This window comes from Micromonospora sp. WMMD729 (assembly GCF_049315225.1).
Taxonomy (GTDB): domain Bacteria; phylum Actinomycetota; class Actinomycetes; order Mycobacteriales; family Micromonosporaceae; genus Micromonospora.
In genome coordinates this window covers 3,899,199-3,921,710 of record NZ_CP186059.1, presented here as the reverse complement: position 1 = coordinate 3,921,710, position 22,512 = coordinate 3,899,199, and the positions used below count along the sequence as shown (strand labels likewise).

8 protein-coding genes are annotated in these 22,512 nt (G+C 73.9%); 7 read left to right on the top strand and 1 reads right to left on the bottom strand.

The window, feature by feature from the left end:
* Position 1: 1 nt before the first annotated feature.
* From ACN263_RS17925 to ACN263_RS17915, 3 genes are read left to right on the top strand one after another with little or no spacing between them, the layout of a single operon-like run.
* Positions 2-1,303, top strand: coding sequence for a beta-ketoacyl-[acyl-carrier-protein] synthase family protein (locus ACN263_RS17925; protein WP_422735502.1), 1,302 nt, complete (start codon positions 2-4; stop codon positions 1,301-1,303).
* A gap of 10 nt (positions 1,304-1,313) precedes the next feature.
* Positions 1,314-2,243: a phytanoyl-CoA dioxygenase family protein gene (locus ACN263_RS17920; RefSeq protein WP_422735501.1), complete on the top strand. Its 930-nt coding sequence runs from the start codon at positions 1,314-1,316 to the stop codon at positions 2,241-2,243.
* 20 nt (positions 2,244-2,263) lie between these two features.
* Positions 2,264-3,271 carry a phosphatase PAP2 family protein gene (locus tag ACN263_RS17915; protein ID WP_422735500.1) on the top strand — a complete coding sequence of 336 codons (1,008 nt, stop codon included), beginning with the start codon at positions 2,264-2,266 and terminating at the stop codon, positions 3,269-3,271.
* On the opposite strand, the gene ACN263_RS17910 is transcribed toward ACN263_RS17915, so the two are convergent.
* Positions 3,192-3,911, bottom strand: a complete 720-nt coding sequence (locus ACN263_RS17910) for a thioesterase II family protein (RefSeq protein ID WP_422735498.1) — start codon at positions 3,909-3,911, stop codon at positions 3,192-3,194. The two genes, ACN263_RS17915 and ACN263_RS17910, sit on opposite strands and share 80 nt — an antisense overlap.
* Before the next feature lie 179 nt (positions 3,912-4,090).
* On the opposite strand from ACN263_RS17910, the gene ACN263_RS17905 reads away from it, so the two are divergent.
* From ACN263_RS17905 to ACN263_RS17890, 4 genes are read left to right on the top strand one after another with little or no spacing between them, the layout of a single operon-like run.
* Positions 4,091-12,304, top strand: coding sequence for a beta-ketoacyl synthase N-terminal-like domain-containing protein (locus ACN263_RS17905; RefSeq protein WP_422735496.1), 8,214 nt, complete (start codon positions 4,091-4,093; stop codon positions 12,302-12,304).
* 1 nt (position 12,305) lies between these two features.
* On the top strand, positions 12,306-18,968 hold the full coding sequence (locus tag ACN263_RS17900) for a thioester reductase domain-containing protein (protein ID WP_422735495.1): 6,663 nt from the start codon (positions 12,306-12,308) through the stop codon (positions 18,966-18,968).
* A 5-nt stretch (positions 18,969-18,973) separates the two neighbouring features.
* The gene (locus ACN263_RS17895) at positions 18,974-20,713 is read left to right on the top strand and encodes an NAD(P)/FAD-dependent oxidoreductase (protein WP_422735494.1); all 1,740 of its coding nucleotides are present in this window, start codon (positions 18,974-18,976) and stop codon (positions 20,711-20,713) included.
* 23 nt (positions 20,714-20,736) lie between these two features.
* Positions 20,737-22,497 (top strand): NAD(P)/FAD-dependent oxidoreductase, encoded by a 1,761-nt coding sequence (locus tag ACN263_RS17890; RefSeq protein ID WP_422735493.1) that lies wholly within the window; start codon positions 20,737-20,739, stop codon positions 22,495-22,497.
* Positions 22,498-22,512 lie beyond the last annotated feature (15 nt).

Genomic DNA, 22,512 nt, shown 5'->3' with positions numbered 1-22,512 from the left:
CATGACCGGATCGACCCGACCCTCGGCCACCATCACCGGCATGGGGCTGGTGACGCCCGTCGGGCGGGGCGTGTCGGACTTCTTCGCGGCGATCTGCACCGGGCGCTCCGGGCTGGTGCGCCCGCCCGAGGGGCACGGCGCGGCCGCCGCCACGGAGGTGGTCGGGATCGCCCCGGACATCGACCCCACCACCGTGCTGCCGGCCAACGAGGTGCTGGCCGCCGATCGGTTCCTGGTCATGGGCCTGGCCGCCGCCGACGACGCGATGCGCGACGCCGGCCTGGAGGTCGGCCGTGACGTCGACCCGCTGCGGGTCGCCGTCGTCGTCTCCAGCGGCGCGGGCGGCCTCACCACGTACGAGGCGCAGGCCAAGGCCCGCGAGGCGCGGGGCCGTACCGCCGTGAGCGCGTACCTCTATCCGGGTTTTCTGCCCAACATGGCGGCCGCCCGCATCGCCATCAGGTACGGCATCCAGGGCTACAGCTCGTGCATTGCGACCGCCTGCGCGGCCAGCGCCCACGCGGTGGCGGAGGCGCTGCGGCTCATCCGGTCCGGTGACGCGGACGTGGTCGTGTGCGGCGGGGCCGAGTCGCCGCTCGGGCCGACCGGCACCGCCGGCTTCGCCAACGCGCGGGCGCTCGCCACCGGCTGGTCCGACCCGACGCAGGCGAGCCGCCCGTTCGACCGGCGACGCAACGGGTTCGTGCTCGGCGAGGGCGCCGGGATCATGGTGGTCGAGCGGACCGAGCACGCGGACGCGCGGGGGGCCGCCGGCTACGCCGACATCATCGGGTGGGGTGCCACCACCGACGCCTTCCACCCCACGTCGCCGCGGGCGGACGGCGCCGGCGCCGCGCAGAGCATGCGCCGGGCGGTCGCCGACGCCGGCGTCGCGCCCACCGACGTCGACTACATCAACGCCCACGGTACGAGCACCAAGCGGGGCGACGTGGCCGAGAGCCGTGCCGTCCACACCGCGTTCGGTTCGCACGCACCGGCGGTCAGCTCCACCAAGGGCGTGACCGGGCACCTGCTGGGCAGCGCCGGGGCCGTCGAGGCGGCGGCGACCGCCCTGGCGGTCACCTACGGGATGCTGCCGCCGACCCACAACCTGGACGATCCGGACCCGGCCTGCGACCTCGACCACGTGCGGGGTCAGGCCCGCCCGGTCCGGCCCCGCGCGGTCCTGTCCAACTCCTTCGCGTTCGGCGGGCACAACGTCAGCCTGATGTTCGGCCCGCCCAGCACGGCGCGGGTGCGGGAGGCGGACCCGGCGGCGGTCACCACAACGGATCAACGATGAGAGGGGCGCGATGACAACGACGGAATTCACGCTGACCGACGAGGAGCGGGCCGCGCTGCCCACCGACGAGGACGTCCGGTCGTACGCCGAGCGGGGCTGGTACCTCAGCAAGAAGCTGCTCACCGACGACGAGGTGGACACGCTCGTCGAGGCCAGCGAGCGGTTCTACGCGGGGCACCGCGACCGGCGGTTGCCCCGGCGGCCGGCGAAGCTGGCCTACTGGGAGCCGGAACACGGCGAGGTGCAGCGGCACAACGACTACGTGCACTACGAGAGCGACGAGATCGCCGCCATCCTGCGTAAGCCGATCATCGGCGCGGTCGCGGCGCGGCTCGCGGAGGCGGCCGAGATCCGGGTGTTCCAGAGCACCCTGATCCTCAAGCCGCCGAGCCCCGGCGAGCCGACCAACATCGTGCCGTGGCACTTCGACCGGCACTACTGGCAGAGCTGTACCTCCGAGCGGATGCTGACCGCCTTCATCCCGATGCACGAGTGCACCGAGGAGATGGGCACGATCACCATGGTCGACGGCAGCCACACCTGGAAGGAGGTCGGCGGCGACGACAAGACCACCCGGCACTTCGCCGAGCGGGACCGTTCCGAGCTGGAGGAACTGCTCGTCAGCAATGCCGAGTACAACGGCGCTCAGGTCAACAAGATCCCCATGCACATCCCCAAGGGGCACATGAGCTTCCACCACTGCCGCACGTACCACGGCAGTGGCGCCAACCGCAGTCCGCGCCCCCGGCGGGCCATCTCGCTGCACCTGCAGGACGGTGACAACCGGTACCGGCGGTTCCACCGCTCGGACGGCGACCTCGTCGTCTACAACCACGATTCCCTGGTACGGCGGAACGAGGCGGGTCTGCCCGACTACAGCGACCCGCAATTCTGCCCGGTCCTCTGGCGGTCCGCACCCTCGTCGGGCGAGACGGAATGACCGTCGGCACGCCCCGGCCCGTGGCAGTCACACGGGACCGGGGCGACAGCCGGCGTGCCCCGCTGCTGTGGCCGGAGGAGTGCCTCTTCGCGGTGGCCCTCACGCTCGTCGCCGGGCTCGCCCTGGTCACCGGCGCGCTCTCCTGGGCGCTGATCGCCGTGTCGGCCGTGCTGGTCGGCGCGTTGGTCGCCGGGTTCGCGCTGGCGCGCCGCAGGCGTACCGTGGCGCCGGGCGCCCTGGCGCTCGACGCGGCGTCGGCGGGCGGCCCGGCGCGGGTGGCCAGGATCGTCGGCGGGGTGGCCAGGACGGCGCTGCCGTTCCTGTCCTGCCTGGTGATCTACTCGAGTCTGCGGACCATCACCCCCGAACTCGACTTCCCACTCGTCGATCCCGCGTTGATCGAGTTCGACCGGGCCGTCTTCGGCGGCGACGTCAGCCGTTGGCTCAACGACACCCTCGGCTCACCCGCGCTGACGTTGTTCATGGCGATCTGCTACCTGAGCTACGGCCTGTCCCAGGGGGCGTACGCCATCTTCTCGTACCTGCGGGGCCACGTGCGCGAGTACCACGACTTCGCGCTCGCGATCTCGATCACCGCGGTCGTCGGCTACTCCGGCTACGTGCTGGTGCCGGGGGTGGGTCCGCACATCTACCAGACCGACGTCTACGCCGACCCGCTGCCCGGCCACGAGGGATCGATCGGCGGCGCGCTGGACGCCATCACCGCCGTCCAGGGCCCGGCACGGGATCTCTTCCCCAGCCTGCACACCGCCATGACGGTGGTGCTGATGGTCTACCTGTGGCGCGACGCCCGTCGGCTGTTCTGGTGGTACCTGCCGATCGGCCTGGGATTGCTGCTGTCCACGCTGTACCTGCGCAAGCACTACGCCGTCGATGTGCTGGCCGGTACGGCTCTCGCGGTGCTGGCGGTGGTGGTGGCCGGGCGGGTCAACCGTTGGTGGTACCGGCCCCGGGTCGACCCACCCGCCGAAGCAGCTCGCTCATTCGCGCCGTCACCGCGTCGATGACCTGCGGATGGTCGAGGATGAAGTGCCCGCCGTCGACGACGGTCAGGTCGAAGCGCTCGACCGTCTCCTGCTGCCAGGCCAGCGCGCCCGCCGCGTCGGCCATCCGATCGTGGCGACCCACCACGGCGAGGATCGGACACCCCAACGCCGCCCGGGGTGGGCGGGCGTAGGTCTCCGCCAACCGCAGGTCGGTCCGCAGCACCGGCAGGGCGAGCCGCATCAACGCCGGTTCGGCGAGGACCTCGGCCGGGGTGCCGCCGAGACGCCCCAGCGACTCGATCAACCGGTCGTCGTCCAACGCGTGCAGGGGGCGGTGGGCGAGACCGGTGGTGGGTCCGTTGCGGCCGGCGGCGATCACCAGTTCGGGGGCCGGGCCGGTGCGCGCCAGCGTCGCCGCCACCTCGTACGCCAGCAGCGCGCCGAAGCTGTGCCCGGCCAGGGCGTACGGACCCGACAGGCGGCCGCGCACCGCGTCGCACCCGGCGGCCACCAGCCGGGGCCAGTCGTCGATCGCCGGCTCCTGCCGGCGTGCGCCGTGCCCGGGCAGCTCCACCGGCCGCACCGCCACCCCGGCCGGAAGCCACCGCCTCCACCTGGTGAAATGCGACGCCGAACCACCGGCGGCCGGAAAGCCGAACACCGTCACTGAGGGTGGGCCTGAACGGCCGTTCTCCCGGCCTTCTTCGGCAACCAGGACGTGATCTATCAGCATTGACATCTCGCTTCTCGTCCGATGTACTTCAACGTACAGGGAAATCATCAGGCGGGGAATGGCTGCTGCAGTTCACCGGACGGATGCACGTGGGGGGTGCCGTGGGGATGCGCCGCGACCGTCGCTCGCCCTCCAGGGCAGGTGCCACCGACATCGCGGTGGTAGGCGTCGGTTGCCGGTTCCCCGGCGGTGTGGACGACCTCGACTCGCTGTGGCGCGTCCTGGACGAGGGTCGTGACGTCACCGGCCGCGTTCCGCCCGGGCGGCCCGGCGCCGCCTCGCTCGAGACGGTCGGGGTGGGCGGGTTCCTGCCCGACATCGACCTGTTCGACGCCGAGTTCTTCGGCGTCTCGCCGCACGAGGCGCGCGAGATGGACCCGCAACAGCGTCTCCTGCTGACCCTCGCCTGGCGTGCCATGGAGCACAGCGGCGTGCCGCTGCCGGCCTGGGCCGGCAGCAACACCGGGGTCTACTTCGGCATCCTGGCGATGGACTACGCCGTGCTGCACGCCCGCACCCTCGGTGTCGACCACGTCGGGTCGCACTACGCCAGCGGCAAGGAGTTCAGTTTCGGCTCGGGTCGGGTGGCGTACACCTTCGGCCTGAACGGGCCGTGCATGACGCTGACCGCCGCCTGCGCGTCGTCGCTGCTGGCGGTGCACCTCGCCGCGCGTGCGCTGGCGGCGGGGGACTGCGACACCGCGCTGGCCGGCGGGGTCAACCTGATGGTCGGCCCGGAGCTGACCCTCTACATGCGACGCATCCAGGCGCTGTCACCGCAGGGGCTCTGCCGCCCGTTCGACGCGGACGCCGACGGCGTGGTGCGCGGCGAGGGCGGCGCCGTGGTCGTCCTCAAGAGGTACGCGGACGCCGTCGCCGACGGCGACCGGATCTGGGGCGTGATCAAGGGAAGCGCGACGAACCACGACGGCCGCAGCGCCGGCCTGACCGCGCCCAACGCAGTCGCCCAGGAGCAGCTGCTGCGCGACGCGCTCCGCGACGCCGACGTGTCGGCCGCGGACATCGAGTACGTCGAGGCGCACAGCACCGGCACCCCGCTGGGCGACCCGATCGAGCTCAGCGCGCTGGCCGCCGTCTTCGGGCCCGAGCGTGCCCCGGGGCGCCCACTGCTCGTCGGCTCGCACAAGGCCAACTTCGGCCACCTCGACTCCGCCGCCGGCATCCTCGGCCTGCTCAAGGCCCTGCTGGTCGCGCGCACCGGGGTGGTGCCGCCGCAGATCAAGGTGGCCCAGCCGACGCCACGGTTCGGCTGGTCCGGCTCCGGGCTGGTGGTCCCCACCACCCGTACGGCGCTGCGCCCCGATCCCCACCGCCTCACCGGCGTCAGCGCGTTCGGTCTGTCCGGCAGCAACGTCCACGTCGTGCTCGCCGCCCCCGGTGAGCAGCGCGCCGCGCAGCCGTCGGCACCCGTCTCCTGGCCGGTGCTGGTGCTGTCCGGCCCCTCCGAGCCGGCCCTGGCGGACCAGGTCACGCGGCACGCGCACCTGCTCGACGACCCCGCGACGGCGGAGCCCGACCAGTTCGGTGACCTGCTGTTCAGCGCCGCCGCCCGGCGCAGTCACCACACGCACCGGCTCGCGGTGACCGGCGCGAACGCCGCCGACCTGCGCGCCGCGTTGACCGGTCATCAGCACGGCGAGCGGTCCGCCCGTACGGTCAGCGGCGAGCTGCTGCACGACGGTCCGGCGTACGTGGTGCAGGTCTTCTCCGGCCAGGGTTCGCAGTACCCGGGCATGGGCCTCGACCTCTACCGCGCCGACCCGACCATGCGCGCCACCCTCGACGAGTGCGACGCGTTGACGCGGCAGATCGCCGGGTGGTCGCTGCTGGAGGAGTTGGGTCGCCGTACCGGCAGCCGGTTGTCCGACACCCGGTTCGCCCAACCGGCGATCTTCGCGATCCAGATCGGGCTCTCCCGGCTCTGGGCTCGGTGGGGTGTCCCGCCGGACACGGTCGTCGGCCACAGCATGGGTGAGGTTGCCGCGGCCTGCGCGGCCGGCGCGCTGCCGCTGGAAGACGCGCTGCGGGTCATCGTGCTGCGCGGGGAACTGCTCCAGCCGGCGTCCGGCAGCGGTCGGATGGCCGCCGTCGCGCTCTCCGCCGACGAGGTGACCGCCGCCGTCGAGCGGTACGCCGAGGTCGTGATCGCCGCGGTCAACGGGCCGCGCTCGGTCGTGGTCGCCGGCCCTGCGGCGGCCGTGGATCGGCTGCTGGCCGACCTGAGCGCCGCCGGGGTGCGGTGCGTGCCGCTGGCCGGCGACTACGCGTTCCACAGTCCGACGGTCGCGGCGTACGGCGACGAGTTGGCGCGCCGGCTCGACGGGCTGACGCCGGCCGAGCCGCGCGTGCCGATGCTGTCCAGCGTCGACCCCGCCGGTGTCGCGGAGTTCGGGCCGGCCTACTGGGGCCGTAACGTGCGTGAGCCGGTGCTCTTCTGGCCGGCGGTCGACCGGCTGCTGTCCCGGCGGCCGGCCGTCTTCCTGGAACTGGGCCCGCACCCGGTGCTGACCGGGCCGCTGGCGGCCGCACTCGTGGCCCGTTCCCGTCGGGGCACGGCGATCGGCAGCCTGGTGCGGGGCCAGCCGCCGGTGGAGACCCTGACCCGGGCTCTCGCTGAGGCGTACACCGCCGGTGTCGCGGTGGACTGGGCAGCGGTGCACGGCGACGGGCGACGGTACCTGCCACTGCCGCCGGTCCGGCTGACCGGCGAGCGGTACTGGCTGCCGACCCCCGAGTCCGTCGCCGCGCCGTCGCCGCAGGTGAGCGCCGCCGGCACCGCGCCGGCTGTCGACGCCGGGGTGGCGCTGGGCGAGCTACGTGCCGAGGTACGCCTCATCGCGCCGGACGGCACCGTCGTGCAGACCCTCACCGGGGCCGGTGTGCCGACGACTGCCGCGCCCAACGGCGGCACCGGCGGGGGTGTCGGCGCGGGACGCGGCAGCGGCGCGGCCGCCAACGGCGCCGGTGTCGACGGTGTCGGAGGTTCGGCGGCCATCGGCACGACCGCCACGGCGGCCAACGGCGCGACCGCCAGCGGTCCGGATGCCGCGGGCGTGGGTGCCGGCGGTGGCGGGGGCGGCATCGGCGGCCGCGACGCCACCAACGGGGCCGGCACCCGCGCCCGCACTCCGGTGCAGCGGGACCGGATCGCCGCCCTGGTCAACGACGCCGCCGCCGAGGCCCTCGGGTACGAACCCGGCCGACGCCTGGCGCGCGGGCGCGGCTTCTTCGAGCTGGGAATGGACTCGCTCGCCCTGGTGGCGCTCGTCAGTCGGCTCGAACGCGAGCTGGGTACCGTCCTCGGCGCTGCCGTCGGCATCGAACACCCCACCATCGACGCCCTCACCGACCACCTCGTCGCCGAGGCCATCCCCGCCGGGTGGCCACCCGCTGCCGAGCCGGCACCGGCGACCGCGCCGGCGCGTCCGGTCGAGTCACCGCGTCCGGTCGAGTCACCGCCGCTCGCGTCGGGGGTGACCGGGTCCGTCGCGTCGGTGGCACCCGGGCCGGCCGAGCCGATCGCCATCGTGGGCATCGGTTGCCGGCTGCCACGGGCGGACGGCCCCGAGCAGTTCTGGCGGCTGCTGTCCGACGGAGTCGACGCCACCGGTGACGTGCCGGCGGACCGGTGGGACGCCGAGGCGCTGCTCGGCGCGGGGCCCGGCGCACCCGGCACGGTGGTCACCCGCCGTGGCGGCTTCCTGGACCGGGTCGACCTGTTCGACAACGCGTTCTTCCGGATCTCGGCCCGTGAGGCCCGGGCCATGGACCCGCAGCAGCGCCTCTTCCTGGAGGTGGCCTGGGAAGGGCTCGAGGATGCCGGGGTCACGCTGGAGCACCGGCGATCCGCCCGCGTCGGCGTCTTCGTCGGCATGAACACCACCGACTACCAGCAACTGCTCACCCGGCGCGCCCGGGACGTCGACCTCTACTACGGCACCGGCAACTCCTTCAGCGGGACGGCCGGCCGACTGTCGTACTTCCTGGACGTTCGCGGCCCCAGCCTGGCGATCGACACGGCCTGCTCGTCCTCGTTGGTCGCGGTGCACCTGGCCGTGCAGAGCCTGCGCGCCGGAGAGGCCGACGTCGCGCTCGCCGGTGGGGTCAACGTGATGGTCCGGCCCACCGTGCACCTGGCCATGTCGGCTGCGGGTGCGCTGTCGCCCGACGGTCGGTGCAAGACCTTCGACGCCAGCGCCGACGGCTACGGGCGCGGCGAGGGCGCCGGCGTGGTGGTGCTCAAGACGCTCGCGCAGGCCGAGCGGGACGGCGACCGGGTGTACGCGGTGATCCGGGGCAGCGCGGTCAACCACAACGGCGCGAGCGGCGGCCTTACCGTGCCCGGCGGCGAGGCACAGGAGGAGCTGATCCGCACGGCGCTCGCGGCCGGTGGGGTCGCCTCGTCGGACGTGGACTACCTGGAGGCACACGGCACCGGCACGGTGCTCGGTGACGCCGTGGAGCTGCGGGCCATCGCCCGGGCACTCGGCGACGGGCGGCAGCCGGACCGGCCGCTGCTGGTCGGGTCGGTCAAGACCAACCTCGGCCACCTGGAGGCGGCCGCCGGTATCGCCGGGCTGATCAAGACCGCGCTGGCGCTGCGCCACGGCGAGCTTCCCGCGCACCTGCACGTCACCCACCCCACACCGCAGGTCGACTGGGCGCGGCTGCCGATCCGGGTCACCACGTCGACGACGGCATGGCCGGCCACCGCTGGGCGACCCCGGGTCGCCGGGGTGAGCGCGTTCGGGTTCACCGGGACCAACGCCCACGTGGTGCTCAGTGAGCCCGTCACCCCGGCGGCGCAGAAGGGGCACCTGACGTCGGACGGCGCACCGTCCTCCCGGGCCGGCGCGATCAGGTCCGGCCGGGCTCACCTCCTGGTCCTGTCGGCCGCCGGGGACGGCGCTCTGGCCGCCGCCCGGCAGAGCTTCGCCCACGCACTGTCCACGCGGGCCGGCGCGGAGATCGGCGACATCTGCCACGCGGCGGCGACCCGCCGTACCCACCTGGAGCACCGGTTGGCGGTGGTCGGTCGCGGGATCGTCGACCTCGCCGCGGGGCTGTCCGGCGGTGGCGGCGGCGTGCACCAGGGCGCGGCGTCCGCCGGGGCCGAGCGCCTGGTCCTGCTGTACGGGGACGGGGTGCCGGTCGACTGGCGGGCCCTCGATCGCGATGAGCCCGCCTTCCGGGACACGGTGGACGCGCTCGACGACGGTGGCGCGGTGCGGACGGCGCTGGCCGCCGGCGACGCGGAACGGGGCGAGCCGGCCGCCGTACTGGCGGTCCAGTTCGGGCTCACCGCCGTCTGGGAGGCCCACGGGCTGCGGCCGGACGCGGTCGTCGGCAGGGGCGTCGGCGAGCTGGCGGCGGCGTGCGCGGCGGGTGTGCTCGACCGGGCGCAGGCGATCCGTGCGGCGCGCGCCGGCACGACGGTCACCACGGCGACGCCCGCCGAACCGTCGACGGCACCCGTGCTGTGGCTGGCCTCGGTGGGTGGGCCGGTCTCCGGTCCACATCCGGTGCCCGTGCGGTCGGCGGCGTCCGGCTGGGACGCGCTGGCCGCGCCGCTCGCGGCGGCGGGGGAGCGGGTGCTGCTCGCTGTCGACGCCGGGCCGGACGCGGCGGCCGTCGCCACCGGACGGGAGCCGAACCTGCTGGCGGTTAGGGCGGATCTGGGCCGGCCCGAGGGATTCCTGGACGTCATCGCCCAGCTCCATGTGGTCGGTGTCGACATCCACTGGGAGCGGCTGTTCGGCCGTCGCCCGTACCGGGCGGTGCTGCCCCGCTACCCGTGGCAGCGCCGCCGGCACTGGGCGGACACACCGGATTCCGTGGGCGAGTCGACGTCCGTTGCCGAGCGGTCGACCTCCGCGGCCGCGGCACCGGCCGGTCCGGCCGGCACCGCTGACCCGCGCGGCACCGCCCCGGCCGGAGCCGCCGCGAACGTGGCTTCGTCGTTCGGCGCCGCCGCGAACGTGGCTTCCTCGGCTGGCGCCGCCGCCGACGTGGCCTCCTCGACCGACGGTGCCACGCGCGGTGCCTCCGCGACCGAGGACGGCGCGAGTGTCCAACCCGGGGCGACGGCCAGTGGATCCGTCGGTGTCGCCCTGCCCGACGACGTGCGGGACCGCTGTGCGGCGCGTACGTTCACCGTCCGCTGGCGTCGGGTCGTGCCGCCCGCCCCGGAGGCGGCCGGGCGGTGGCTCGTCGTCCCGCTCTCCGACGCGTCCGCCGAGGCGGGCCAGCGGGTTCTCGACGGGCTGCGGCTCGCGGGCGTCGAGGTGACCTGGCGGCCGCCGACCGCCGGCTCCGACCGCGACGACGACCGCGGCGGCACGCCGACCGACGGCCTGCGCGGGAGCGACCTGTCGCCGTGGGCCGATGTCCCATCGGACCACGGGATCGTGCTGGTCGCGGCGGCAGCACCCGGCAGCGTGTCGGGCGACGTCCTGGTGGCGCGTGTGTTGCGGGCGGCCCGTCAGCTGCGCGCCGGCCTCGACGTGCCGCCCGGGCGGTTGCGCGTCGTCACCGCCGGGGCGTACCAGCCGACCGGTGTGGGCGAGGTCGACCCGGCCCAGGCGGCGGTGTGGGCCGCCGGGCGGGTGCTCGCCATGGAGGCGGCACCCGGATGGGGCGGTCTGGTCGACGTCGACCCGCACCTGCTCGGCACCACCCCGCGCCACGCGAGCGACGGGCCGGGCCACGCGAGCGACGGGCCGGGCCAGGGGGACGCTGGTTGGACTGCCGGTGACGCCGCCGCCCTGGCCGGAGCGCTCACGGCGACGCGCGCGTCCGGGACCGGGCCGGCCGAGGACGAACTGTGCCTGCGCCACGGAGTCTGGTACGCCGCCCGGCTGTCGGCGGCGGACCCGCTGCCGACCGCGTTGCCCGAGATCGACTGTGACCCGGACGCCTGGTACCTGGTGACCGACGCGCTGCACCCGGCCAGCCGGCCGTTCGTCGATGTGCTCGTCCGCCGTGGCCTGCGCCGGCTGATCGTCGGGCAGAGCACACCGCTGGACGCCACACCCCTGGACGCCGCGCGGCTCGGCTCACCGTCCTCGGGCGCTACGTCATCGGACCCCACGTCATCGGACAGCGCATCCTCCGGGGACGACCGGCTCGCCGAGCTGGCCGCCGCCGGCGTGCAGGTGCGACACATCGACCTCACCTCGGCAGGCCGCCGGGCGGCAGGCCGTCGGGCGACAGGCCATACGGCGACCGACCGCACGACGACAGGCCACACGGCGACCGACCGCACGGCGGCGGATCTCGCGGCCGACCTGACGCCGGCCGCGTTGGGCGCCCCGCTCGGCGGCGTGCTGATCGTCGGGATGTCCGCGCCGGCCGCCCCGCTCGACACCCTCGACGAGGCAGCGGTGTCGTCGGCCATGGGCTGGGCCGAGGTCGTACACCGGCTGGACCTGGCGACCCGTGACCTCGCGCCGCCGCTGTTCTGCGTCACCGGCGCGGCCGCCGCGGTCTGGGGGGCCGCCGGGATGGCCGCGCGGGCCGCCGCCGAGGGCGCGGTCGACGCGGTGACCACGGCCCGGGAGCGGGCCGGTCTGCCCGCGCAGGTGGTCCGGTTCATGCCCGTCGACGATCCGGCCGAGCTGTCCCGCCGGGACCGGATGGTGATGGTCGACAGCGGCCTGCGTCCACTGGCCGGTGCGGAGGTCGGCGAGGCGTTCGAGGTGGCGCTGCGGGCGGGCCTGACCCGGGTCACGGTGGCGGACGTGGACGCGCCCCGGTACGTGCGGGTGTGCCGGGAGCGGGCCGACCGCGCGTTCCTGGCCGAGCTGGGCGTCGAGTCGGTGCCGGGCGACGGCCGACCGGAGGAGGCGGGGCCGGCGGTCGCACCACTGGCCGCCGTCGTGCTGGCGCTGCCGACCGAGCAGCGGTCCGAGCGCCTGCTGGAGGCGGTGCTCGACGCGGTGGCCGAGGTGCTGGGCGAGGCGTCCGGGGTGGACGTGCTGCCCCACCAGGGCTTCTTCGACCTCGGCATGGACTCGGTGATGTCCCTGAGCCTGCGCGGCTGGCTCGAACGCGCGCTGGGAGTGGACCTGCCGGCGACGCTCACGTTCGAGTTTCCCAACGCGGCGGCGCTCACCGACCACCTGCTGACGTTGCTCGACCCGCCCGTCGCGTCGGCCGTTTCGGGCGCGGTGACCAGCCCGGCGACCACCGCACCGGCCCCGGCGACCGACGTGCTCGACGGAGCCGGCGACGACCTGGCGGCGATGTCCGAGGACGAGCTGATCGCGCGGCTGTCGGCCGCGCTCGCGGAAGGAGGCTGAGATGTCGACGACCGCCTCGCGTACCCCGGACAGCCGCCGGCTCATGGCCGACGCGCTGCGCACCATCGAGGACCTGCGCCGCCGCCTCGCCGACAGCCGTGCCGGCTGGCTGGACGAACCGATCGCGATCGTCGGGATGGCGTGCCGCTTCCCCGGCGGCGCGCACTCGCCGGAGGAGTTCTGGACCCTGCTGCGCAACGGGGTGGACACGACCTCGGAGTTCCCGCCGGACCGCGCCGACGCCCGGGCGTACCACGACCCGGACCCGGAGGCGCCGGGCAAGGCGTACACCATCCGGGGCGCCTTCCTCGACCAGGTCGACCGGTTCGAGCCGGAGGCGTTCGGGATCTCCCCGCGCGAGGCGCTGGGCATGGACCCGCAGCACCGCATCGCGTTGGAGATCTGCTGGGAGGGGCTGGAGCGCGCCGGCTACGCGCCCGACCGGCTCGACGGCTCGCGCACCGGCGTCTACTTCGGGCTGAGCACGACCGACTACGTACGCTCCCGGCAGGCCGTCGGCGACATCGACGACGTCGATTTCTACCAGCTGACCGGCGAGCCCAGCTTCCTGGCCGGTCGTATCTCGTACCTGCTCGGACTGCGGGGGCCGAGCAAGGTCGTCGACACCTCCTGCTCGTCGTCGCTGGTCGCCCTGCACGAGGCGTGCCAGGCGCTGCGGCTGCGGGAGTGCGACCTGGCGTTGGCGGGCGGGGTGAACCTGCTGCTGTCGCCGTACGGCTTCGTGATGATGAGCAAGTTCCGCGGGCTGTCCGCCGACGGGCGGTGCAAGACCTTCGACGCGTCGGCCGACGGGTACGCCCGTGGTGAGGGCGCCGGTGTCGTGGTGCTCAAGCGGCTGTCCGCGGCGCTGGCCGACAACGATCCGATCGTCGCCGTGGTCCGCGGCTCTGCGGTCAACCACGACGGTCGCTCCAGCGGCCTCACCGTGCCGAATCCGCTCGCCCAGCAGGACGTGGTCGGCGCGGCTCTGGCCCAGGCCGGCGTCGGGCCGGACGGCGTGGACTACGTCGAGGCGCACGGCACGGGCACCTCGCTCGGCGATCCCATCGAGCTGCGCGCGCTGGAAGCGGTCATCGGCCGGCACCGCCGCCCCGACGACCCGCTGCTGGTGGGCTCGGTCAAGACGAACATCGGGCACCTGGAGCCGGCCGCCGGCATCGCCGGCCTGTTCAAGGTCGTGCTGGCGATGTCGCACGGCGAGATCCCACCGCACCTGCACCTGAACGAGCCGAACCCGAACCTGGACTGGTCCGGTCTGCACGTCCGGGTGCCGGTGGCGTGCACGCCGTGGCCGGACCGGGGTCACCCACGCGCCGGCGGGGTGAGCAGCTTCGGTGCGAGCGGGACGAACGCGCACGTCGTGCTGGCGGCACCCCCGGCGGGTACCGTCCGGGCCGGTTCGCAGCCGCCGTACGGGCTGTTCCTGGCCTCCGCGCGTACCGAGGAGGCACTGCGCGAGGCGGCCGACCGGCACGCGCGGTGGCTGCGCGGCCCGCACACGGTGTCCCTCGCCGACGCCTGCTACACCAGTCACGTCGGTCGCGCGGTCCAGGCGCACGGCCTCGCGGTCACCGCCGCCGACACCGACGAACTGGCGGACGTCCTGTCGGCGTACGCCCAGGGCCGCCACCCACGCGGGCTGACGGTGGCCGCGCTGCCCCGCCGCCGCGATCGCAAGGTCGCCTGGCTCTTCACCGGCCAGGGCGCCCAGTACCCGGGCATGGCCCGCGGGCTGCTCGGCAACACCGCCTTCCACGCGGCGTTCGAGGAGGTGGCGGCGCTCTTCGACCGCGAGCTGCCCCACCCGTTGGCGGACGTGCTCTGGGCCGACGGCCCGACGCCGCTCGACGACACCCGGTACACGCAGCCGGCGCTGTTCGCGGTCGAGTACGCCCTGGCCCAGATGTGGCTCTCCTGGGGCCTGCGACCGGCCGCGGTGGCCGGTCACAGCGTCGGTGAGCTGGTCGCCGCCGTCGTCGCCGGGGTGCTGGACCTGCCCGCCGCCGCCACCCTGGTGGCCGCGCGGGCGCGGCTGATGGCCGAGCTGCCGGCGGGCGGCGCGATGGCCGCCGCGGGCTGCACGGAGGATGTCGCCGTCGCGGCGATCGACGGGTACGCGGGAACGGTCGCCGTCGCCGCGGTCAACGGGCCCGAGGACGTCACGCTCTCCGGTGACGCCGCGCACCTGGCCACCGTCCTGGAACGGCTGGCGACCGACGGTGTCCGCACCCGGCGGCTGGCCGTGTCGCACGCGTTCCACTCGCCGCTGATCCAACCCGTGCTGGAGCCGTTCCGGACGGTGCTGGCCGGGCTGTCGTTCCGCCCGCCGCGCATTCCGCTGGCCTCCAACGTCACCGGCCGGCTGGTCGGCCCCGACGACATCGGCCCGGACTACTGGCTGCGGCACGCGGCCGGCGCGGTCCGCTTCCGCGACGGGGTGCGCGCGTTGCACGACGCGGGTGTGCGCACGTTCGTGGAGCTGGGGCCCGCACCGGTGCTGACCGCCCTGGCCGCCCGTTCCCTGGCCAGCGAGCCGGACTGCGCGTTCGTGCCCACGCTGCGACGGGGTGGCGAGGACCTGCGTGCGGTGCTCGGCGCGGTCGGCACGGTGAGCCTGCGCGGTTCCCGTCCGGACTGGCGGGCCTTCCACCAGGGCGAGGACGTGCGCGCGGTGCCGCTGCCGACGACGCCGTGGCGCGGCGCGCACTACTGGTTCCGCGAGGTCGGGCCGGTGGCCGCGCCGGCGGCCGCCGAGGAGACCGGGGTCGCCGTCGTGCGCGGCGACATCCCGGGCGTCGGCCGCCGCCTGCCCGGACCGGTGCCGGCGTACGAGGTGACGTCCCAGGCGCTGCCCGGCGAGTCGCCGGATCTCGGCGCGATGCTGGACGTGGCGATCCGGGCCGCCACGGACTGCCTGGGCGGCGGGTGGCGGTGCGCCGAGGAGTTGAGCCTGCACGCGTCGGTGCCCACCGGCGACCGGGGTCACCTGCGGCTCACCGTCACCGTCCGGGACGACGGCTCGGCCGCCTGGGAACTGCTCGGGGCCACGGCGGCCCGCGAAGCGCTGGCCGCACCGTGGATCCGGCACGCCAGTGGGGTGCTGCGTCGCCGGTGGCCGGCCGACCGCCCGTACCCCGACGAGGACGCCGACGCCGAGACCGCACCCGAGGTTCCGGTGCCGGACGGCGCGGGCTGGCACGAGGTGCTCGATGCGGCCCGGGTCGCGGTGACCGTGGCGGGCGGGGCCGAGCCGGCGGCCGAATCGACGGTGGCCGGTTGCGGTGCGCTCGGCGGTGTGTCCGTGACGTCGGGTGGTGCCGTGGCGCCGGCCGGCGTGCGGGCGGTGCGGGTCCGAGCCGGGTCCGTGCGCGCGGTCGACGACGCGCTGACCGGTGCCGTCGACCTGCTCGACGTCGACGGTGTCCCGATCGGCTGCGCGCGGGACGTGACCGTCGCGGCGGTGCCCGCGCCGGCGCACTGGGACGACCCGGCCGACCTGCTCTACGAGCAGACCTGGGTGCCCCTGTCCGGGCCGTCCCCGCAGCCGCCGGCCGACCTGGCCGGACGGAGCTACCTGCTGGTGGCCGACCCGACGGGTCCGGATGCCGCGCTGGTGACCGGGTTGGCCGCGCTGCTGCGCGAGCGCGACGCCGCGGTGACGGTGGCGGCGCCGCCGGTGGTGGGTCGGGGAGCGGAGTGCCGGCCCGACCCGGACGCGGTTCGGGCGCTGGTCAGCACCTGGTCCGCCGGCCCGGGTCGGCCCGCCGTCGCGGTGGTGCTGACCGGGCTCGACGCGCCCGCGTCGAAGGACTGTGCCGCCGCCAACCTGGAGGAGTACGCCGGGCGCGCGGACCTGACGACCCTTGCCCTCCTGGCCGCGATGCTCGACGACCCGGACTGCGCCGACGCCCGGCTCACCCTCGTCACCCGCGCCGCCCTGCGGGTGCCGACGGAGTCCACCGCCGCCCCGGACGCGGTAGCCCCGGTCGCCGGCACCCTGTGGGGCCTGGGCCGGGTGCTGGCGCTGGAGCACCCGGACCGGTGGGGTGGCGCGATCGACCTGGACCCGGAGCGCCGACCCGGCGAGGAACGGTTGCTGCTGGCCGCGCTGACCACGGGCGGGCTGATCGCCGACGACCCGTCCGGCGTCGCCGACGGCGCGGACGGCTACGACGACCAGCAGGCCGTACGCGCCGACCGCCGGTACGCGCTGCGCCTGACGCCCGCCCCACTGCCGACCGAGGCGCTGCGCCGCCGGCCGCCGGTCCACGGCGAGGCAACGTACCTGATCACCGGGGCGTTCGGCGGGATCGGCCTGACCGTCGCGGATTGGCTGGCCCGCGCCGGCGCCGGCCGCCTGGTGCTGCTGGCCCGCACCCCGCTGCCGGAGCGGGACGGTTGGGCCGACGCGACCGGGGAGGAGGCGCGTCGGATCGACGCGGTGCGACGGCTGGAGCGGTTGGGGACCACCGTCGACGTGGTCGCCGCCGACGTGGTCGACGAGGCGGCGATGACCGCCGTGTTCGACGCGTTGGGGCGGGACCGCCGGCCGCTGCGCGGCGTCGTGCACGCGGCCGGCGTGTCCGAGCCCGAGTTCGCCCGCACGGCCACCGACGCGGCGTACCGGCGGGTGTGGCGGCCCAAGGTGATCGGCGGCTGGCTGCTGCACCAGCTCACCCGGGACGTGGAGCTGGACTTCCTCATCGGCTTCTCGTCGATCGCCGCGACCTGGGGCTCACAGCACCTGGCCAGCTACGCGGCCGGCAACGCGTTCCTCGACGCGCTGGCCGGGCACCGGGACGCCGCCGGCCTGCCGGCCCTGTCCGTCGCGTGGGGCCCGTGGGACCTGCCCTCCGCGCTCTTCGGCGACGAGGTGCTGGCGTTCTTGAAGGCCACCGGACTGCGGCCGCTGCCGGCCGAGCAGAGCATCCGGTTGCTCACGGCGCTCGCGGCCGGCGACGCCGCGCAGCGGGTGGTGTGCGCGGTGGACTGGTCGGTGTTCAAGCCGGTCATGCAGGTCCACACGGAACGGCCGATGCTGCGCGGCATCACCGCCGACGAACCGGCCACCGACGACGTCGCGGAGGCGCCGCTGGTGGCCGGGCTGCGCGCCGAGCCCGACCCGCGTCGGGTGCGGGCGACGCTCGGCGCGTACGCGGTCGAGTTGGCCACGGACGTCCTGGGCGCCACGTCGGGTGCCCTCGACGAGGAGAGCGACGTGCTGGCCAGCGGCATGGACTCGCTCATGGTGATGGACGCCGTCCGGCGCTGCCGACGCGATCTCGGCCTCACCGTGCGTGCCGGTGACCTGCTCACCCTCGCCACCCCGGCACAGTGGGCCGACCTGTTCGCCGGGCTGCTGGCCGACCGGTCCGTCGACGCGTCCGCCGTCGACGCGGTCCCGCCCGGCGACCAGGACGGCGACGACCCGGCGGTCGACCAGGCCGGTGACCCGGCGTGGATCGCGGGCGACGTGACCCTCGCGCCGGACATCACGGTGGTCGGCGACCCGCCGGCCCGGGTCCGCGACCCCCGACACGTCCTGCTGACCGGCGCGACCGGCTTCGTCGGTGGGTACCTGCTGCACACCCTGCTCGAGTCGACCAGCGCCCGGGTGTGGTGCCTGGTGCGGTGCGCCGACGAGGAGACCGGCCTGCGGCGGCTGCTGGACAACATGGAGCGCTATCTCCCGCTGCCGGCCAACGCCGTCGACCGGATCACGGTGCTTCCCGGCGACCTGGCCCGACCCGGGCTGGGCCTGACCGCCGACCGGTACGACGAACTCGCCGACCTGCTGGACGGCATCTACCACTGCGGTGCCCGGGTGCACTTCGGCTACAACTACCGGCAACTGCGGCCGGACAACGTCACGGGCACCGAGGAGGTCCTGCGGTTGGCCGCGCGGGGTCGACCGACCGCGGTCCACCACGTCTCGACGTACGGCATCTGGGGCCTGCCGGCGCCCGGCCGGGACGTCGTCGGCGAGGACGACGACATCAGCACGGCCGGCCGGCTGGTGACCGGCTACGTGCAGACCAAGTGGGCGTCGGAGCGGCTGGTCGAGCTGGCCCGCGCGCGCGGCGTGCCGGCCGACATCTACCGGCCGGGCCGGGTGCTGGGCGACTCCCGCACCGGCGCGAGCCTGACCACCCACTTCACCACCCGGGTGATGAAGGGCTGCGTGCAGCTCGGGTTGGCGCCGGACATCGACATCAAGGTGGAGATGACGCCCGTCGACTACGTGGCGAGCGCGTTGGTGCACATCTCCCGGTACGGCCCGGCCCTGGGTGGCACGTACCACCTGGTGAGCCCGTACAAGGCACTCTTCGCGGACGTGGTGCGCGCGCTGCGTCGGCACGGCTTCGCGGTCGAGGTCGTACCCGTCGAGGAGTGGTGGCAGGCGCTCAAGGCGACCTATGCCGTCGGCACGAACGAGCTGCACCCGGTCATGCCGGTGGTCCAGGAGTTCGTGGTCGGCGGTGAGGAGGCCGTCCACTACGCCGTCGACAACACCGAGGAACAACTGCGGGGCACCGACCTCCGGTGCCCGCCGTTGGATGACGACCTACTCGACACCTACCTGCGCTGGATGGTGCGGACCGGTTACCTGCCCGCTCCCACAGCTGCCGATGAAGGAGCTTGAACGACATGACTGATCATCCGCGCAGCGCGCCGGAGTACGACGTCGCGATCATCGGGTCCGGCCTGTCCGGCACGATGCTGGCCGCCTGCCTGGCCCGCAACGGTGCGAAGGTGCTGATCGTCGACGGCACGACCCATCCGCGGTTCGCCATCGGCGAGTCGACCATCCCGGCGACGTCGATGATGATGCGGCTGGTCAGCGAGCGGTACGGGGTCCCCGAGATCAAGTGGCTGTCCACCTTCGAGGGCGTCCAGTCCAAGATCAACACGACCTCGGGGGTCAAGCGCAACTTCGGCTTCGTCTACCACCGGCCGGGGGAGCGCCAGGACCCCCGCGAGACCCACATGTTCCCGATCCCCAAGGTCACCCACACCGAGAGCCACTTCTACCGCCAGGACATCGACAACTGGATGCTGACGGTCGCCGCCAAGTACGGCACCACGGTCCGCCAGCAGGTGCGCATCACCGGCGTGGAGATCGACGACGACGGTGCCACGCTCAACCACACGGGCGGCCACTTCCGGGCCAAGTTCGTTGTCGACGCCAGCGGCTTCCGGTCGGTGCTGGCCGAGCAGTTCGGCCTGCGCGAGGAGCCGACCCGGTTCCGCCACCAGTCGCGGTCCCTGTTCACCCACATGGTCGGCATCCGGCCGTACGACGAGTTGGCCCCCAAGTCCCGCTACGGGCACCCGAGCCCGTGGCACGACGGCACGCTGCACCACCTGTTCCGGGGCGGCTGGATGTGGGTGATCCCGTTCGACAACCACCTGCGGGGCACCAACGACCTGTGCAGCGTCGGCCTGCAACTCGACCCGCGGATCCACCCGGTGCCGGACTGCTCCCCCGAGGAGGAGTTCCGCCGCTTCATCGCGCAGTACCCGGACATCGAGCCGCAGTTCGCCCAGGCCCGGTCGGTACGCGACTGGACGCGCACCGGCCGGCTGCAGTACTCGTCGCGGCAGACGGTCGGCTACCGCTGGTGCCTCACCTCGCACGCGGCGGGCTTCCTGGACCCGCTCTTCTCCCGAGGGCTGTCGAACTCGCTGGAGACGATGCACGCGCTGGTGCACCGCCTGCTCTCGGCGATCGAGGACAATGACTTCTCGGTCGAGCGGTTCGAGTACATGCAGGAGTTCGAGCAGGGTCTGCTGGACTTCAACGACGACCTGGTCGCCAACGCGTACACGTCGTTCGGTGACTGGCGACTCTGGGACGCCTGGTTCCGCATCTGGTCGCTCGGGCAGTTCATCGCCACCTTCGAGGTGAACCGGGCGTACGCCCGCTTCCTGGACACCCGCGACCCGGCGGTGCTGGCCCCGCTGGAGCGGCCGTGGTGGCGCGGGCGGGTCATCCCGCAGGACTCGCCGTACGGCGCGGTCATGGGTCTGTTGCAGCAGGTCAACGACATGACCCGGGCCGTGCAGGAGGGGCGGGCGGAGTCCGGGGAGACGGCCGCCGAGCTGCTGCGGCTGCTGCGCGAGGCGGACTTCGTGCCGCCCGCGTGGGGACTGGCCGACCCGGACAACCAGTGGACCGACGCCAACTTCTTCGAGATCGGCAAGACCCTGCGTTGGGCCCGCAAGAAGGCGCCCAAGGCCGTCGGCGACCTCACCTACGAGGGTCTGACGCTCTTCATGAAGAAGCGCTTCTCGCCCGGTGAGTTCGCCGTCGGCGAGGAACTCAAGCACCTCATCGCGCGCTGGCCCGTGGTCGGCAAGCGGCTCCGCGTCCCGACGCCGAAGTGAATCCGATGGATAGGGAGTCCAAGATGGAAGGTGCGGCCGCGCACAACGGGATGTTCGACGTGGTGGTGATCGGCTCCGGGCTGGCGGGCTCCACCCTGGCGGCGTGCCTGGCCGCCAACGGCGCGCACACGCTGGTGATCGACGCCGGCACGCACCCACGCTTCGCCGTCGGCGAGTCGACGATCCCGTACACGTCGATGGCGATGCGGTTGATCAGCGAGCGGTACGGCGTGCCGGAGATCAAGTACCTGAGCACCTTCGAGTCGGTGTACGCGCACATCAACACCACCGGCGGGGTGAAGCGGAACTTTGGCTTCGTCTACCAGCGTCCGGGCGAGAAGCAGCGGCCCGAAGAGTCCAACATGTTCCAGATCCCGAAGATCCTGAACACCGAGAACCACTTCTTCCGCCAGGACATCGACAACTTCATGCTCACCGTCGCGGCGAAGTACGGCGCGGTGATCCGGCAGCAGACGCGCATCGCGGGCGTGCAGGTCGACGAGGACGGGGTGACGCTCGACGTCGGTCCCGGCGCGCCGGTGCGGGCCCGCTACCTGGTGGACGCCAGCGGGTTCCGCTCGGCGCTGGCCGAGCAGTTCGACCTGCGGGAGGAGCCGACCCGGCTGGAACACCACTCGCGGTCGCTGTTCACGCACATGGTGGGCGTGCGGCCGTACGACGACTTCGCGCCGCGCGGCACGTACGGCAACCCGACCCGGTGGCACGAGGGGACGCTGCACCACATCTTCGAGGGCGGTTGGATGTGGGTGATCCCGTTCGACAACCACCCCCGGTCCACCAACGACCTGTGCAGCGTCGGCGTGCAGTTCGACCCGCGGATGCACCCGGTACCGGACTGCTCGCCCGAGGAGGAGTTCCGCCGGTTCCTGGGCCGGTACCCGGGTATCGCGCAGCAGTTCACCAACGCCACCCCGGTGCGCGAGTGGGTGCGCACCGGCCGGTTGCAGTACTCGCCGAAGAAGACGGTCGGCTACCGCTGGTGCCTCATGTCGCACGCGGCGGGCTTCGTCGACGCGCTGTTCTCGCGTGGCCTGTCGAACACCATGGAGATCATCAACGCGCTGACCCAGCGGCTGCTCGACGCGCTCAAGGACGACGACTTCGCCGTCGAGCGGTTCGAGTACGTGCAGGAGCTCGAACAGGGTCAGCTCGACTTCAACGACGATCTGGTCAACAACGCGTACATCGCGTTCCGGGACTGGGACCTGTGGGACGCCTGGTTCCGGGTGTGGGCGTTGACCCAGATCCTCTCCACCTTCGAGATCAACCGGGGCTACGCGCTCTACTCCAAGACCCGTGACCCCGCCGTGCTGCGGCGGATGGAACGGCCGTGGTGGCGTGTCGAGCTGCGCGAGTTCGACCGGTCGAAGGTCGACGACCCCGACCACGCCGAGGTGCTCGAGTTCCTGGCCGGCGTCAGCCGGATGATGCGGGCCGTCGACGCGGGGGAGGCGAAGCCCAAGGACGTCGCCAACCAGATCCGCGACCAGCTCGCCCGCGCCCGGTTCGTGCCGCCGGCGTTCGGCCTGGCCGACCCGGCGATCCGGATCACCGGCGCCTCCGCCGCCAAGGTGCTCGGCACCCTGCGCTGGGCGAAGCGGGACGCCCCGCCGGCGATCGGTGAGCTGACCTACGACGGCCTGACCCTCTTCATGCGCAAGCGCTTCGCCCGGGGCGAGTTCGAACCGGTCGAGGAGATCAAGCAGAAACTCGCCGGCTGGCCGGTGGTCGGCTCCCGGCTGCGCGTTCCCGAGCCGAAGTAACCCGAGGAAATTGGA